Genomic DNA, 16279 nt, shown 5'->3' with positions numbered 1-16279 from the left:
GACTATTCGTCAATAAAAATAAGTCTGACCGTTCGGTTTTTTCTATTCTAGACAAACACCTCCCCATGGCAATACTTTTTTAAAATGTACTCCTATCCTACTCAAAATAATAGATAAAATTATTCATAAAATGATTCAACGAAATGAACACGGTACCGCTATCGTGAATCATATTGACCGGTACCGGTTCAATCAACTTTGATAAACCGATATACCCAGAAGCGGAAAATAAAACCCTCTTTACTCTCTGTATTTGCCTGTTTTCTTCTCTTTTTTTGTTAACATTTAATTTCATAATTCATCCTGAACAGGGAAAACAAGCGGGATATCCGGACGATGCGCCGGATATCCCTTTTTATAATCAACCGTTATACTGAAATCCATAATCAGTATACAGCTGCCTCAATGCATCTTCCCCGCCGTCATTGGTTTCCTGAATGGTCCGCGCCATGTCCTCGAGCAGATTGCCAAGAACATCCCAGAGTGTCTGATCACCGGAATTGAACCGTGAATCAGGATCGTTCATTTCACCCAGCAGAGTCCTGGTCTCGTCAAGGATCTGCTCGAGATCCGCCGAACATTGGGCTGAATCAATAACGGCATCCACCATACCGCCCTCTTTCATCATATCAGATATAAGGGTCAGGAGGTCACCGTAATTTTTACCGTCCACATCCCTGATGATGTGATGCATCTCCGGCAGATATACGGCCAGGATTTTATACAGGCTGTCATAATCCGTCTCTCCGGCATATATCCAGCCCGTCCCTTCTTCATAACGGGCAAGAAGTTTACCCACGGTATAGATGAATCCCTTGACCTCATCTTCCGTGAGGGTGATTCCGGCCAGCGATGTTTTCATAATATCTATCACATCCTCAAGAATAGTGGCCTCACCGGTGGGACTGAGGAAATCCCCCAGCGTCGATATGGCATCATTAAAGGCAACCCAGTCCTGATTGAAAGTATAGGAGCATGTTATGGTCTTGCCTTCATGGATGCCGTTCAATATGAAGGATATTTCCCCGGTGTTATAGTCCAGCGTACCGGTGCCGTTCACGTCAGTGCCGCTGATGACCCCGCCGGAATCAGCGACGTTAATAGCCACACCGTCGGCCTTCACACTGAGTGTTCCATTCACGACAGCCGTGCATGAAAGCTCCTCATTCACCACCACACCGGTGGTCTGAAGCCGCTCGTCAATGACGCGCTGCCCGTTGTCGGGATAGGCGGCCAGTCCTTTGCCGGGAAACAGGTCACTTACATAATTATGCCCCACCAATGCATAGAGGCCCTCGTCAAGAACAAGATCAACATCGCGCACGCCGGTATAGCTCTGATACTCGCCGGCTGCGTCGGCACTCTGGCCCGTGGCGAACTGCCATGGTTCGTAGGCATTTGTAGAAATGTAACCGCTGGTCATCGCGTCAGTCTTTGTTGTTTTAACAGTAGTCACGATCTGTTCCAGGCCGTAACTCATTTTCCGTCTCAGCCCCCAGGTTGCCGTATCATTTATATCAAAATCGACCGGATCATCATTGGTACTGTCGCCCAGATCCTGCAGGAATGTAAACAGCTTCGGAACCAGTTCCGTTCCCGTAAGCAGTGGTATCATGCCGTCCAGAGATTTATAACTGTTCTCGCTGAGCAGACTGAGAAGAGTCCTGTTCTGTTTCGGTGCGAATTCGGGATCAATTCGAGTGCCAGGATCGTCATCATCCGGATTCAGATAGGAAGTTGTTGAGTTAACGCGGGGCTTCCAGCAGTTGCGCGGATAGTCACCGCTGTTCTTCTGGTAATAATACATGGGCTTGGCCAGGGCAGATAGAAGCCCGTCGGTGATGGTCTTGAACGGATAACGGTTATCTTCTGAATCATTAAAGGCATAATTGGTGCTGCTTGCCGGTTTTTCATAATAGGTATGCTTGCGAAGTTCTCCCATAAGAGCCGCCATGACGGGCAGTATTTTGCTCCTGTTTTCCCAGTAGGGACCGTCAACTCCCGCATCAGCCGAGGCGATCATGTTCTCAACAATAAAACCCATCCGCTGAACTGGCCCGAAGTTCGCACCGGCGATATCAGGAAGCACATAACCTCCACCGAGGATTGTGTCCCATACCAAACTGGACGTTACGATTGTTCCCGCCTTCAGTTCAACAGCCACCCTTCCCGCCGCTGGTACATCACCGGCATTGTTATTTGAACCACGACACCAAGCTCCATTGGAGGCTCCTTTCCGCGCATTGGCCAACCCCTGAAGTCCGTTGCCCTGAATTCTAATAAATGCCGTCGCATAATCCAGCCCGAGAGCGGCTATTTTCAATGGCATGACATAGGTAAAGCGCTTCTCATTTGCCAGCCACTGATAATTCTTAAACATGGCCTCCTCTTGGCTTAAACATTCGCGTGAGGCTGACTTTTCCGGTATTTTTTCAGTTATCTGATAACATGCGGCGTTAGTGGCACTTCCACTCATATTACCGGGAACAAAATATCCATTGTCTCCTCCCAGAAATCCATACTTGTTCCAGATCATATAATAATCGGTATTCCAAGTTTCCATATATCGGTTGTCTCGCTGGCCGTCGCTGTTTTCATCGGCATCGTTCTCACCATCGAGGGGATAATAATAGGTCCAGGCAGCAGGATCTTCACCCGGCTTATAAATGTAGGCATATATCCTGCCGTCGGCCCTGCGATATATGTTGCACGTTTCACTGGTGCCGCTGTTATCGATATCGAATTCAATAGTTTCAGGCTCTCCGCCAGCCTTCTCCGGAGAATAATAGTAAGGGCCTTCTCCAGACCAGACCACCCGAGCCAACCATCCAAGAACCCAACGTCCAGTGTTGAGTTCACCCACACCGATGGGATCTTTGGGCCAGTACGTGACATAATGGTCAACAGTCCCCAGACCGACGCCGCCGTTCGGTATGGCGGCATCACCCACACAGTTGCCACTCAGAAGCAGGTTTGCGGGATGATTGGAATACATATAGTATCTGTATGAAGCTCTGGCAGCTGAACTGAAGGGTGTTTTACTCCTGTGTATATTAGCTCCATCAGGTGAATCAAGACATAAAGTGTAAGTATTCATTCCACAGGTCTCACCCGATGTCATGCTGAAGAGACAATCATTGACAGTTAAAACGCCTCCCGTAGCAGCGCCATGACCGTGGTCATAATTGCCCTCACCGGTATCGCCGCCATCTTTATATCCAACAGTACCCGATGCCATTAAGACAAAAATAAGATGATCGAGATAGGACATGTTAGACCCATCAACAGTCCTTTCTTTCCCATTAGCGTCGTAGCGGATCATCCTGTCAAGAGAACCCCTGATATCATATTCGCTGAAATCAATACCGTCATTCTTCAACTGGCCCAGTGATTTTATAATCACATCGATTGGGGAATCATCACCATCGCTATCATGAAGTATGGAACCGGATTTGCCGGTTTTAATGAAAAGCTGCTGCAGGGCCGGCCACAACTCCCTCAACGATGTTTTGATATCTGAATTGATATAGGTAGTGGCGTTATTGGCATTATAATCGCTATTGGCGGCATATACTGATCCGCCAACAGTAAAATAATCCTCAACATTACATATGAGGTCTTTCATAACATTTGGCATATCCTTGCCGTTCGCTGTGGCATTAAAAATATCTCCCATTTCCCTGATCATGTCAAAAACGAGGTTCTGCGTATCCTCATCGGCAAAAAGACCGTTGAGGCCGAGAATAAGGTTAGCCACGCCCTGTACGGCATTACCCATGCCCGAATTGCTGTAAGGACTGGAGCCCATATCATCATAATCGGTGGCGAGATTCCCGTCCTCGTCAATCCACATAGGATAATCGGCCCTCATAAGCAGTTTGCTCAGCGTCTTGGCGATATCCGTGAAATCCTCCTGAAAGTCAGGATCTTCCAGCGAGCTTACAAGGGAGTCCATGACATTGCGCAGGTCCTTTCCGTCATAGTTGTTGACGATGTAGTTCATAATAGTCCGGGCAATTTCCATAACCGTATCGGAATCATCATCTGAAGAGCCGTCGGAAATCGTATCCATGAAGCTGTAAAAACCGGTCATGTAATCATTGCCGCCGGCCGTGGAGTAATAGGAACCTATATCTTCATTGTTATAATATAAATCATCTCTGCTCTGCATCCATTCCAGAACTATACCCAGTTCACCCAGGATGTTCTGAAGGGGGTTTCTGCCGTCTATGTCTTCAGTACCGAATACTTCGCTCATGAGCTGAGAGAAATTAACGAATTCATCGGTATTACTTTTAATGGCATCAGTGAGCGCACTGTTTACCGCTTCACCATCGATGGAATCCCATGCTTCTCCCAGGGCCTCATAATCGTCCACCAAGGTAAAAATCGTAAAATCCGGTGTAGAATTGTTGTCTTGGAATACACCCAGGTCAGATTGTGAGCATGCCGAAAAACCGAAAATGAATGAAACCGCAATAATAAGGTAAAGTCGTTTCAACATGGTGCCGCTCCTTAAAAATTTTATGACTGCGTAAAATCTATCCATTTTTCTTTTTTTGTCATATAACCCGTCCGGTTGGGTTTTTTTGACAACTCCTAAAAAAATACTAAAAATTTCATCGATCGTCAATTCATTAATCCGCCTTGACGGGCTTTTTATGAACATAACATATTTTTGTCTATCCTGGCAAGCTATTAATGAAACAACCTATACAAAAAGTATATACTATACCTGTTTTTCCCTTCATATTGTGTAATACTTTCTCTTACATGGTCGGCAATACACTGAATTTCTTGCTCAGAGTAAAATCCAGAGAATCCGGTAAAATCTACTTATAAAATGTTGCTCAGAGTAAATTTATTCCCTGGTCAACTTTGCTCTCCCCTTTGCTCAGAGTAAATTTTCTGCTCGCAGATTAACCTTTTAACCTTGCTCAGAGTAAAAAAAGCTTCATTTAATAAAGAAGATACCAACAAATAAATGTTTTTACAAAAAAGCCCGCCTGTGCGGGCTTTTTTGCTTGACGTATTTATCATATGTTACTATTATTAATCTGTATTCATTACATAATGTCAAAAATACTCTGAGCAGTGGCTGGATTCAGCGTAAATCACAGCATTATGTTTGCGGGAACATCCATATAATGATTTATAGAGGTTCCCTAATTAAATTTACGGCCAAAAGGCTGAAAATAAATATTGAATATTTTTAAAACCAGCCTATAATGAAATAACTTAAAAAAGGGGGAACTATATGAAAATTATTAAATTATTTTTATCTCTTATGTTCGCAGCCTTGCTCGTCATAAGCTGCGGAGGAGCCAATACCGACCAGCTGGGGGGACCCGGTGAATCACCCGAGGACCTTCTGGATGCGGCGGCACAGGTGATCAATAATGCCAACCTGGAGAGCATTCTCAGCTCTACAACCGGTACGGACGAAGCAGCGGAACAAAATGCCGCCGTCGAACAGGCGAGCGACATAGTCGACAACGCCGTGATCCCCGTACCGGAAGAACCGGTTGTCAGTGAAGATACTTCAACATCTTCAGCTGCAACGGATACTACCGTATCTGAAACTGCATCGACCGATGATGAATCTGTAGCAGAACCGGAAGAAACAATTGAAGAAGTTGCAGCAACAACAGAAGAAACCGATACAGCCGATACGCCGGTACAGACTGACCTCGCCTACACCATCGACTCCACGCAGGGCCGATGGATGACAGTCCCGGAAAAGGAACTCTTCTCTCAGGACACTGAAAAGGCCGTACAGGCGAAGATCAAAGAGCTTGACAAAGAGATCAAAGAAATCAGCGCCGATGTAAAAAAAGCCCTGAAAGACAATGAAGAAAAAGGCAAATCCGAAGATAAAGGAAAAGCCGACAAGACAGCCTTTGACATTGAAGCGGCACAGGATAAAATACGGGACCTGCGTGAAGAAATCGCATCACTTCGCGACCAGATCGGTGAAGGTGGACGCGTACAGAGCGGTATTTACACCGCATGGGCAAACCAGAGTCTCCGTCTCAACATCACCGGCGGAGAAGAGGGCTGGTATAAGCTGGTCATAGTGGCCAAGAACCAGGGTAAAATACCCGCATCCTATGATAAATTCAGCTTTACCGTCCTGGATATGAGCGATGAAAAAATGCTGGGAACCCTGTCAGTCAAAGCCTCTGACACCGCTTACAACCGCGGCCGCCTGGTATTTAAACTGGACAAGGCGCAAGGGAAAACCCTTGATATTCTCTGGACCAATGACTTTTACAAACAAGAAGGCAATGTCACCTATGACGCCAATGTACAAATCAAACAGGTCCTGCTTACAAAAGTAAAAGAGCCTAAAATGCTGAAAAAAACTATCCGCAAAGGAGACCAGTACGCTTATGTAGACGGCCGATGGTTCTTTGAAAAGGGAACGGCATGGACAGCCTGGGCCGACCAGACTATCGGATACAATTTCAACAACCTCAAGGGCGGAAAATACGAACTCATCGTGACAGCCAAAAACAAGTCTTCCCTTGGTCTGGCACCTGAGTACAAGGAATTCAAACTGGAAGTGAACTCCGACAACGCATCGGAAACGGTCATGATTCCAGCCCACGATGTAAAATGGATGAAGGGCTCCACGACTATAGTTCTTCCCGAAGGGAACGCCACCATCTATCTTACCTGGATCAATGACAGCTACCTGGAAAATGAATATGACGCCAACATAAACATCAAATCCATCAAGCTAAAAAGAGTTGCCGATTCCACGCTGACGGCATACCTCCTCAGAACAACAACGGGCAACCGTATGATGCTCTCGGGGATTCTGGTGCTGCTGGTAGGCGCCATCATGGCCGTATCCTTATATAACAAAAAAAGGCTGCAGGCCACAGCGTAACATGAAGAGTAACTGAACAACAGGGGGTGTCCCGAAAGGGTCACCCCTTTTTTATTTCAGGCTACATATAAATACAGAGCTTCCTTTATTGACAACCGAAGATATCCCCTCTATAATATTCCACAGTGCTGAAACGCTCTCTAGCGGAGGAATAATATGAGAAAACACCCCCTTCTATTTTTTGCCATTGTTATGATAAACGCCTGCAGCATCGCCTGTGTATCCCCTGAACCGGTCCCGCCGCTCTCAGTGGAGAAAAACGTGAACCTGGAGAGATACCTGGGCACCTGGTATGAAATAGCCAGGCTTCCTAACTCCTTCGAGAAGGGTCTCGTTTGTATAACGGCTACCTACTCAATCGATAATAGCGTCATAACAGTACTTAATAGAGGCATCAGGGAGGATGATAGGAGCACGCCGAAAACGGCCCGCGGCAGGGCCTGGACGCCCGATCCGGCAGAACCGGGAAAACTGAAGGTTTCCTTTTTCCGTCCCTTTTCAAGTGATTACTGGATAATCGACCTGGACACCAGGGATTACAACTACGCCCTAGTGGGCCTTCCCTCGCGGAAATATCTCTGGATTCTGGGCCGGGAGCGGACCATGGGAAAGGAAACTTATGAGATGCTGGTCCGGTCAGCCCGGGAAAAGGGATTCAATACCGACAAGCTCATCGTGGTCGATCAGACCTGCCGGTGAAATTATTGACTGCAGCATGAAACTGCAGTCTACCCGGCCAGCAGTGCCTCGAGCTTTTTAATGGTAAGGGGCGCCGACCCCTCGTAGTGATTATTCACATTGAGATAGGTGACTATCTTTCTGCCCAGGAGATCCCGCACCATGGCGGCGATATTTTTCAGATCATCATCGCGGTTTTCAATGATACGGTCCCATTTTTTCCCGGTCCTCTTTTCCATGTCGTCGCGCTCATAGCCATGGAGGCGCAGCATGGTCATTTTCCGTATCAGGCCCTGGAATGACAGGTAGGTTTCCGTGATATCGGGCATGTAATATCCCTGGAGAAAAACATGGCCCAGGTCCATGCGGTTCAGGAATGAAAAATATTCGTCCCTTAAATAATTCTGGTTTCTTGTTTCCACGAGACAGGCCACATCGCGAGGAACGGCGTCGAAAAACCGTTCCATCTTTTCCAGGAAGGCCGGAAGCCCTGCCATTTTTGCCTTGTTGAGATACTCGAACTGAAATATCAGCGCCCCTATTTTACCTTTCAGGGGATCCATTGTTTCCATGAACCGGGCAAAAAGCTCAGGCGAAAGAAATTGGGGATTTTCCTCGAGCCCTTCCCCCTTGTGACGCTGATAGTAGTGCGTCAGCGTAATACTGTTGGGCACCTTGACGGTAAAGCGGAAATCTTCCGGCACCGATTCGGCGTACTCATGCACGGTTTTTTCTTCGGGCAGCTTTATTTTCGCGCCGGGGAAGAGGGACCAGAACCACTGGTCCACCTCCACGGTATTGTATACCCGGGCGTATTCCTCCAGGTAGTTTTCCGGCTCCGGCGCCGAATAGACCAGGCCATGCCACGAGGGATACTTCCAACTGCAGGTTCCCAGGTAGAGATTATCCGCCGCCATGCCCTTCCCTCTCCAGAAACAATAAGGCTTCACGCTCCAGGCGGGCCAGATATGACGGCGCTCCGTCGCTTCCTTCTGCCGGGGCCCAGGGGGCAAAATCCTTATCGGTAAGAGCGACGTAAGGACCATCCTTCACCTCGAAGTACACCGTGCCGGGGCGTTCACAGACAACGCTGTGCCAGGTCCCGGGAAGGATGTCTATCGCAATAGCCCCGCCGTCACGATCGATTCGGTATACATCGGTGACACTTCCATCATCGTCAAAAATGACGGTCAGGAAAGATCCCGAAATAATGACAAATGTTTCTACTTTGGGTGGGTCCAGGTGGCGGTGGGGCCGCACATAGGTTCCGGGCTCCAGGGCATTGAAAAAGCGCTGCACGCGGTCTTCAGGCTTATGAAGGTTCAGGTTTTTCCTGAGACGCGGCAGGGAAGCGGCCAGTGTCGAGAGCTCACGGAGTTCCTCAAGGCTTACAATCCGGTATGGCTGTTCCTGTTTCATGGGATAATTTTGCAGCAGAAACGGCGTGTATGTCAATCCAATATTGGGAGAGGAGATGGAATTTCAAGCAATGCGCTGCGACTGTATCAGTATTCCTCGGAGGAAAAGCGAACGGCCTTGTCATCAAGCTCGGTTATTTCATTTAGGAGCGGATAAGCCGGTATGCCGTAAAACTGGGGGTAATAGACATACTTGACATTCTGCCATACCGTCTTGTAATAATACCCCAGACGTTCGTTGTTATCGGGCAGACCGTTGTTGTTGGAATCCAGCACGGCAAAAATGTAAATGCTGTCCATGGTCATGGCGACGGGATCAAACTCCCTGGTGGGATTAAGCGAATCCTTTACAAGCGAATCGCTGATAAAGGAGAAAAAATTCAATGTATAATATCTGTAAAAATCCGTCACGACAATATTAGCCATGCCCAGGATCTTGTCCATGTCGTTGATTCCATAATCGGGAAGAAGATCCGGCCAGTCAGCGATTGTAAAGCTCCAGTCATCATCCACACCACTCCGGGCCACGGCAAAGACCGTCACGGGTTGAGCCTGGACATCATATTTCTCCAGATCCCCGGCTTCAATTTTGAAGGAGATACCCATGTTGTGGTCATAGATGGTGCGGTCGAGGTTGAATGACCAGCCGCTCGACAGCGACAGAGTGTTCCCCCCTTCCGCCAGGGTCTTAGCCATGGAAAAGTCGGATTTATTCTGATACACACCCACCTTGTCTCCGGCACCGGGCTCCACGAAACCGCCCGTATTGTTCTTGTCCCAGATGGCGAAGACCGTTACGGCGTCGCCGGGTATAAGAGAAGTGTCCGCCAGGTCTATATCGAAGCTGCTCACGCCGGCAGGGAGCCTTTCAAAATACTGGAGGCCGTCAAAAACATTGCTGAATACCGCCGATCCCGTATCGGCCTTTGAAACGAATATATACACGGCACCCGTTCCGGCAGTGTACTCGGCAGGAGGTGTGAAACTGCCCTGTATGGACATGGCGGGCTTGTCTTCAGGGACGCTTTCACCGATTTCGGCGGCGAAACTTATATCGATACCTTCCAGCGTTCCCTCATCTACGGTGACTGTCGTGGGCGTTCCGAAGGAATTGGCGGAATGGAATCCCAGGAGGTCCCCCGCATCGGGAACGCCGTTTTTGTTCCGGTCCAGGATGGCGCAGACAAAGACATCGCTTATGGGCACATTATGGCCATAGGGAAGTATGGAGAGCGTGTAGGATAGCGGCGCGCTGGTTTTCTTCTCCACTTGATAGGCGATAATATTCGATGCGTTGAGATCGCTGAAATTTATTGACGTGAGTTCACCGGTGTATGCGGCCAAAATCACATCGCCGCTCTCATTGCCCGCTATGGTTCCCGTCACTTTCGCGTCAAAATCATAAACACGCCGGTCCAGGTCCATCTCCACGTAGTTATCACCCTTACTGAGCTGGTAGAACATATCCAGGGACGATTCCTTCACATAGATGCCCAGGTAGTCGTCCTTCTGCGGAAAGGGGACGGAGTTGGTAAAATCCCTGTCGGTGTAGGCAAGGATCATTACGCCGGAACCGTCTTCAAGCCCCTTATCGGAGAGATCTATGCTGAAATCCTCGGAATTTTCCTCAAGCTGGATGACCTCGAGTATGCTGTTCAGGGGGTCCGTGAATATGCGGCTGAAATCCTCGCTACGGGCCACGGCAACAAAGCGCGGCGTGGTGAGATCGCCGGCCTCTTCGGGAATGCTCACTTTCCCCGTGAGGTGAATATCCTCGTCCTTCACCCCGCATGAAAGAATTACGGCGCAGGCAAGGAAGAGCATTGTCTTATAGGTGACTTTCATTAACATAGGCAAAACACATATGAGCTGATACATCTATTCAGGCTGCCGGTACCGCCTGTAAAGGCTTTTTTATAACCGGCTGATCAGACTGTTTAATTTCATTCTTTTTGTAAATACATAAATTACATTTTGTTTAAAAAAAATACAAAATAAGATTACTTTATCACATTTTATATTTTTCCCATTTTACTTGCTTTTTTTATATACACCAACCAGTCCGATGTCCATTCTTGTATCTAAAATCCTACTATATAGATACTCTTTTTAGCACTTTTTGTCAATAGCCACTTGACAAAAATTCCGTCCGGACGTACTTTTGTAGTAATCTATCTTTATACCAGTGGGGACACATAACATGAAACATCTTCTAAAGTTGAGCCGAAAAGGCATATCCACCGTAATATTCGTCCTGCTGATTTTCACCCTGAATATTCACTGTGGCAGTGACAGTGTGAATAATGCCTCCGAACGGGAAGCAACGACCACGCAACAGATAGAGAAATCCCTGGAGGAACTGGCTACCATAGCCGGGAACCCCACCAGCAATGACCCCGCTGTCATAGAAGATCAACTCGACCAGGCCCTGCGCACTGCCATTTCTGAAATCTTCTATCAGGCAACCCATGAAATGGAAGAGAATGACCTGACCAGGACTATGGTTTTTGACATATCCAGATATCTGCTTAAAATTCACGATTACTTGAACACTTATATTGCGCTAAAGAGCCTCAATTTCCTTGACCTCAACGGCGACGGTGCTGCGGACCAGGCCATGGAAGAGTTCATTACCTATGTCAATAACTTTGCCGCCATTTTCGGCAATGTAATGGACATGGAGGAGCTGGTAGACTACAATACTGAAATACGGTCGAACCTGGATGGTCTACTCAATATTATCAAGCAGATTGAGAATATAAACAATATCATCACCACCCTGAATTCCATCGGCAGTTTTACGACTTACAACCTTTCCAAGTTCTTTGCCGCCGACGACAGCATCCAGGGCATCATATCAGACCTTGAATCCTCAATATACACCCTTCAGATGGCCCTGAACGGCAATATAAGCTCCCAGGTCATTCCGTCAACCCTTGACGATATGGTACAAAGGTACACTCTCCTTTCTGAAGAACTGCGGAAGTATTCCGGTGAAAGTTTTTCCATCATGATAGTGCCCCTCCTGAGCGGGGAAGACTATACCATGCTGACCTACGATGACCTGGCTACATATATTGACGGCTATCAGACCATAGACGAGAACGGCGAAAATGTCCTTGACGTTGACAACGATATGATGGGCGGTCTTATCGGCATACTTGGGTACTTCCGCTCCCTCATCGGCAGCATGGAACCGGCAAGCGGCGCGGAGCTATCTCACCTTTCCACATCAGCCGGCACGCTGACACCTGCCTTTTCGCCTGATACACTGGAATATTCCATACTGGTACCGAGAAACATCGCGTCCATAACGGTAACCCCGTCAGTTCCCGGTAATGACATGGATATTACCGTAAACGGCTCGGCGGTGAAATCGGGCTATCCTTCCCAGCCCATCACGCTTGATACCGATTCTTATACAACCATAACCATCGCAGTTGATGACAGCGAAAGCGGCACTGAAAAAACATATACAATTTCCGCCCGAAGAATCGGCGACAGCACCGTCACCCTGTCGGGACTCACCGTATCGACAGGCACTCTGCTTCCCGCTTTTAACGCCGACAAACTCGATTATTCCGTGGAAGTGGATAACAACATAACTTCTATTCAGGTTACACCCACAATAGACAGCCCATTCTCAACCATAACCGTCAATGGAACTGCAGTCAACTCAGGCGCCGCATCGGCCCCCATCAGCCTCAACGTTGGCACAAACCTTATATCGGTAGTAGTAACGGCCGAGGATGAAACGACCTGCACATACACCATTACAGTGAAACGGCTGGGCAGCCATATCGCCGATCTCAGCGCAATCGCACTTTCACAGGGAACTCTGACACCGTCCTTCACTTCAGGAACGCTCAGCTATACCGCTGAAGTAGCCAATGCCATAACATCACTTACCGTCACGCCCACCACGGCTGAATCCCACGCCATGATAGATGTAAACGGCGTGGCCGCCACCTCGGGCACGGCAGTTACAGTAAGCAACCTCCTCGTGGGCGGCAACACGATCCGCATCGTTGTCACGGCCCAGGACGGAACAACCACGAAAATCTACACGGTAACCGTGACACGGAAGGCGAGCAGCAATGCGAACCTGTCGGGCCTGGCCATATCGCAGGGAACCCTGTCGCCGACCTTTGCCGCGGGAACCACATCATACAGCGCCACCGTTGCCAACACGATTACCTCCATGACCGTTACCCCCCGCGTTGAAGATGGAACAGCCACGGTAAAGGTCAACGGAACCGCCGTTGCTTCCGGTTCAGCATCGCAGGCCATAAGCCTGGCCACGGGAACCAACACTATCACCATTGCGGTGACCGCCCAGGACGGTGTTACAGTCAGGATATATACCGTAACAGTCACCAGGCAAAAAAGCAACAACGCCTATCTCTCAGGCCTGTATGTTCGTGACGTTGATCTTAGTCCGGGCTTTTCTTCAACAACAACTTATTACGACGACTGGATCCCCCTATGGATTGGCGGCACTCGCGTTACACCTACGGCTTCCCATCCAGGAGCCACAATCAAGGTAAACGGTCAAACCGTCGCTTCGGGCAGCGAGTCGCAATACATTGATTTCGGTTGGGGCTCAAATTACATCTACATCACGGTGACCGCCGAGGACGGTGTTACAACCAGGACCTATACGGTCAAGGTAGTACGCATCTGATTACAGTCTTTTTTAAAAAACATGATAAAACGAAACCCCGCTTTTCATAAGCGGGGTTTTTCTTTGCGGAGGGAGAAATCGGTCCGTCACTTTTTACTTGAACGTATTATGGTCCCGACATGCTCGCCCTCAAGGGCCCTGGTGATGTTTCCCTCTTCGAGGCCGTTAATGATTTGTATTGAATCAACCACTTCACTGTCCTGGAGGATTGTAAGGCAGGTCCGTTCTACAATAAGATCATTGAGGTCCCTTGCAATCAGTTCTTCTACCGTGATCTCGGGTATGAAAACCGCGTCGGGATTCTTTTTCGGATCATCGGTATAGAGCCCCTTCTCATCTTTAATAAATATGCAGCTCTTCGCGCCGATGAGATCGGCCAGTATGACGGTTCCCGAGTCCGTCCTCAGGTTGGGTATTCTCCCGTTTTTTGAGGGAATGGAAAAGAGATCATAGGGCGGCATGGCGGCCATTACGGGTATGGCCTTCTGATCATAATACAGCGAGAGTTCCAGTATCTGGTCGGCACCGATTTTTATGCCGCCCCACTGTGAAAGAAGTGTGGCCACGAGAAGGGCGTTCTGCTCGGAAATGGCGCTGCCGAATTTTCCCATCATACCCGTGGGCATGCCAAGTTCCATGCCTATGGAATATATGTGCCTGCTCCTGGTTCCTCCGCCCGTTGTGACCAGCATTTTATGGCGATCCCTGTTACTTCCGATCTCCCGCATGACCTGGGGAAGAGCCTTCGCGCCCCGGTCGGAGATGGACTGCCCTCCCACCTTCATGATATTGACGTCGGGAAAGAGGCGCTGCTGCGGAGCCACCTTCAGGTCATCGAGCAGTGTTTTACTCACCAGGCTTTCGCCCATGAGTTTGCTTTTAATGTGCAGGCGCCTGCCGTCTTTTTCGCGTATCAATGCCATTGAACGTCTCCGGAAATGTTCCCTGTATACATCTGTTTCCCTTCAAGAAAAACAGCGGTTCACTTATTTTTCGCCGTATTTTTTTGATTTCTCTTCCGAGGTTAAGAGGATCAGTTCAGCTCCTGTTGCAGCCGCAATCTGCTCCAGCTCGGATTTCTTAAAATGCTCGGCCGTGACATTCAGGTCCATGTCATACACGGCCGCTACCATGAATCGCGGCTTTTTCTCGCCCCGTTCAACTTTTCTTCTTTCCCGGTAGAATATTTTTCCAGCCATGGTTTTTCTCCTTATCAGTAACGAATCTATCATATCCCGAAAAAACAGTCAATCATTTGTTACCATGAATAGAGGCGCTCTATTGTACAGTGTTTCCGGGTTCAATGCAGGTACTATTTTTATATTCATAGTAGTATTTGTATGTTTTTTCATTTTTAATGTAGTATTTTACTATATATTACTTTTTACTACAATTTTTATTGACCGAATAATTCCCCTTATTACAGAATGTACCACAGGGAAGGCAAAATAAAGTCGGTACAGACATCGAACTCCCGGACATTTTTCAAAAAAAGGACTGCAATACATGAACAGAAAGCATATCGCACTGAGCGCAATCATAACTGCACTTGTCTGCCTGACGGCGTTTTTCGTTTTCGCCGGTGAAAAAAATTATGTGGAAATTATGGCCGTAACCGGCGCAACACCCCTGGCAGTAAAAACAGACGTGGCATCAGGAGTCACTCTTGAGGTCTCGGGGCTGACCAAAAAAGTCTATACCTTCGACAGCAGCGCCCTGAATGCCTTCGCCCCGGTTTACCTCCGCACCAGGGAAGTATCCCCCTCGGGCGCCTTTGAAGGAACATACCGCTATGCCGGGATTCCGGTCCTGCACATACTGGAAGGCGTGGCGCCGGAAAAACCGAAAACCGCGGCCTTTGACCGCCCCCTTGACATGGTGGTTACCTTTATCGCAGCCGACGGCAAACAGAAACATTTCAGCTACGGAGAACTCACCATGGCGGATGATTCGCGTCCCGTCGTACTGGCCTTTCACCGGAAAGAGCTCCGTCCCTCGAAAGAGACTAAAGGCAAGGCCTACACCTGGAACATGCATAAAGGCAATGTGCAGGGACTGCGCCTTGTCTGTCCAGCCGAGCCTGACACCTCGCGCTATCTCGACAACGTTATAAAGATAGTCCTGCGGGATATTCCGGTTGACGGAACCGGACTGCCCGCGCTGAAAAAGGGGATCAAGTGCAGCTCCGATACCGTGATGACCGTCAATGACAGAAAAATGAGGAAACTGATAACGGCCGGAGTAAAGCCCGCTTCCATTAACGGATGGGTACGAACGGGACACGGGCAGGGATTCAAGGGGATATCAAATGCTCAGGGATTTGAGATGAGGGATCTGCTCAAAAAGAATTTTCCGGGCTGCGGAGCCGACGCCTGGTTTCTTTTCGTGGCCTGCGACGGATACAGGGCCATGTTCTCGGGCCGTGAGATTTTCAACACCGCTGCCGGCAAAAACATGATGCTCATCACGAAGGTTGACGGAAAGCCCGCTCATGGCGGCTCAAGCCTCGGACCCGTGTCGGACTACTACGTAGACCGGGAAACATGGGGCCTGACTCATATTATCATGATCGATACAATTGAAGACCTTAAATAATCCCGAGGT

Annotated in this window: 11 protein-coding genes; 4 read left to right on the top strand and 7 right to left on the bottom strand. The window is 48.5% G+C overall.

Annotated elements, in window-relative coordinates; translation table 11 throughout:
* Positions 1-97: 97 nt before the first annotated feature.
* The gene (locus CVV44_21540) at positions 98-295 is read right to left on the bottom strand and encodes a hypothetical protein (protein PKL35393.1); all 198 of its coding nucleotides are present in this window, start codon (positions 293-295) and stop codon (positions 98-100) included.
* Positions 296-361: 66 nt separating this feature from the next.
* Positions 362-4669, bottom strand: coding sequence for a hypothetical protein (locus CVV44_21535; protein PKL35392.1), 4308 nt, complete (start codon positions 4667-4669; stop codon positions 362-364).
* Positions 4670-5257: 588 nt separating this feature from the next.
* Between CVV44_21535 and CVV44_21530 the strand changes: the two genes are divergently transcribed.
* A complete protein-coding gene (locus tag CVV44_21530; protein ID PKL35391.1) occupies positions 5258-6895 on the top strand; it encodes a hypothetical protein in 1638 nt (545 codons plus the stop codon).
* Positions 6896-7051: 156 nt separating this feature from the next.
* The gene (locus CVV44_21525; GenBank protein ID PKL35390.1) at positions 7052-7594 is read left to right on the top strand and encodes a hypothetical protein; all 543 of its coding nucleotides are present in this window, start codon (positions 7052-7054) and stop codon (positions 7592-7594) included.
* Positions 7595-7623: 29 nt separating this feature from the next.
* Here CVV44_21525 and CVV44_21520 read toward each other — a convergent pair whose 3' ends face one another.
* The 3 genes from CVV44_21520 to CVV44_21510 all read right to left on the bottom strand — a co-directional run bounded on the left by CVV44_21520 (position 7624) and on the right by CVV44_21510 (position 10869).
* Complete coding sequence (locus tag CVV44_21520; protein ID PKL35389.1) at positions 7624-8619, bottom strand: DUF72 domain-containing protein; 996 nt, start codon at positions 8617-8619, stop codon at positions 7624-7626.
* Positions 8477-8992, bottom strand: coding sequence for a cupin fold metalloprotein, WbuC family (locus CVV44_21515; protein ID PKL35388.1), 516 nt, complete (start codon positions 8990-8992; stop codon positions 8477-8479). The genes CVV44_21520 and CVV44_21515 overlap by 143 nt, the downstream gene beginning before the upstream one ends.
* 86 nt (positions 8993-9078) lie before the next feature.
* Positions 9079-10869 carry a hypothetical protein gene (locus tag CVV44_21510; GenBank protein ID PKL35387.1) on the bottom strand — a complete coding sequence of 597 codons (1791 nt, stop codon included), beginning with the start codon at positions 10867-10869 and terminating at the stop codon, positions 9079-9081.
* A 322-nt stretch (positions 10870-11191) separates the two neighbouring features.
* Between CVV44_21510 and CVV44_21505 the strand changes: the two genes are divergently transcribed.
* A complete protein-coding gene (locus CVV44_21505; GenBank protein PKL35386.1) occupies positions 11192-13675 on the top strand; it encodes a hypothetical protein in 2484 nt (827 codons plus the stop codon).
* An 86-nt stretch (positions 13676-13761) separates the two neighbouring features.
* On the opposite strand, the gene CVV44_21500 is transcribed toward CVV44_21505, so the two are convergent.
* A complete protein-coding gene (locus CVV44_21500; GenBank protein PKL35385.1) occupies positions 13762-14598 on the bottom strand; it encodes a uridine kinase in 837 nt (278 codons plus the stop codon).
* Between the two features lie 63 nt (positions 14599-14661).
* Positions 14662-14874 carry a hypothetical protein gene (locus CVV44_21495; GenBank protein PKL35384.1) on the bottom strand — a complete coding sequence of 71 codons (213 nt, stop codon included), beginning with the start codon at positions 14872-14874 and terminating at the stop codon, positions 14662-14664.
* Positions 14875-15181: 307 nt separating this feature from the next.
* On the opposite strand from CVV44_21495, the gene CVV44_21490 reads away from it, so the two are divergent.
* On the top strand, positions 15182-16270 hold the full coding sequence (locus tag CVV44_21490) for a hypothetical protein (protein PKL35383.1): 1089 nt from the start codon (positions 15182-15184) through the stop codon (positions 16268-16270).
* The last annotated feature ends 9 nt before the right edge of the window (positions 16271-16279 follow it).

This window comes from Spirochaetae bacterium HGW-Spirochaetae-1, from assembly GCA_002839375.1.
In the GTDB taxonomy this organism is placed as follows: Bacteria; Spirochaetota; UBA4802; order UBA4802; family UBA5550; genus PGXY01.
The sequence above is the reverse complement of the archived record's forward strand: the minus strand, read 5'-3'. Positions and strand labels throughout refer to the sequence as shown.

Bases quoted from the DNA above. Each gene is read 5' to 3' on its own strand.
- CVV44_21540 (PKL35393.1), bottom strand. From the start codon at position 295: ATGAAATTAAATGTTAACAAAAAAAGAGAAGAAAACAGGCAAATACAG.
- CVV44_21535 (PKL35392.1), bottom strand. From the start codon at position 4,669: ATGTTCATAAAAAGCCCGTCAAGGCGGATTAATGAATTGACGATCGAT.
- CVV44_21530 (PKL35391.1), top strand. From the start codon at position 5,258: ATGAAAATTATTAAATTATTTTTATCTCTTATGTTCGCAGCCTTGCTC.
- CVV44_21525 (PKL35390.1), top strand. From the start codon at position 7,052: ATGAGAAAACACCCCCTTCTATTTTTTGCCATTGTTATGATAAACGCC.
- CVV44_21520 (PKL35389.1), bottom strand. From the start codon at position 8,619: ATGGTCCTTACGTCGCTCTTACCGATAAGGATTTTGCCCCCTGGGCCC.
- CVV44_21515 (PKL35388.1), bottom strand. From the start codon at position 8,992: ATGAAACAGGAACAGCCATACCGGATTGTAAGCCTTGAGGAACTCCGT.
- CVV44_21510 (PKL35387.1), bottom strand. From the start codon at position 10,869: ATGTATCAGCTCATATGTGTTTTGCCTATGTTAATGAAAGTCACCTAT.
- CVV44_21505 (PKL35386.1), top strand. From the start codon at position 11,192: ATGAAACATCTTCTAAAGTTGAGCCGAAAAGGCATATCCACCGTAATA.
- CVV44_21500 (PKL35385.1), bottom strand. From the start codon at position 14,598: ATGGCATTGATACGCGAAAAAGACGGCAGGCGCCTGCACATTAAAAGC.
- CVV44_21495 (PKL35384.1), bottom strand. From the start codon at position 14,874: ATGGCTGGAAAAATATTCTACCGGGAAAGAAGAAAAGTTGAACGGGGC.
- CVV44_21490 (PKL35383.1), top strand. From the start codon at position 15,182: ATGAACAGAAAGCATATCGCACTGAGCGCAATCATAACTGCACTTGTC.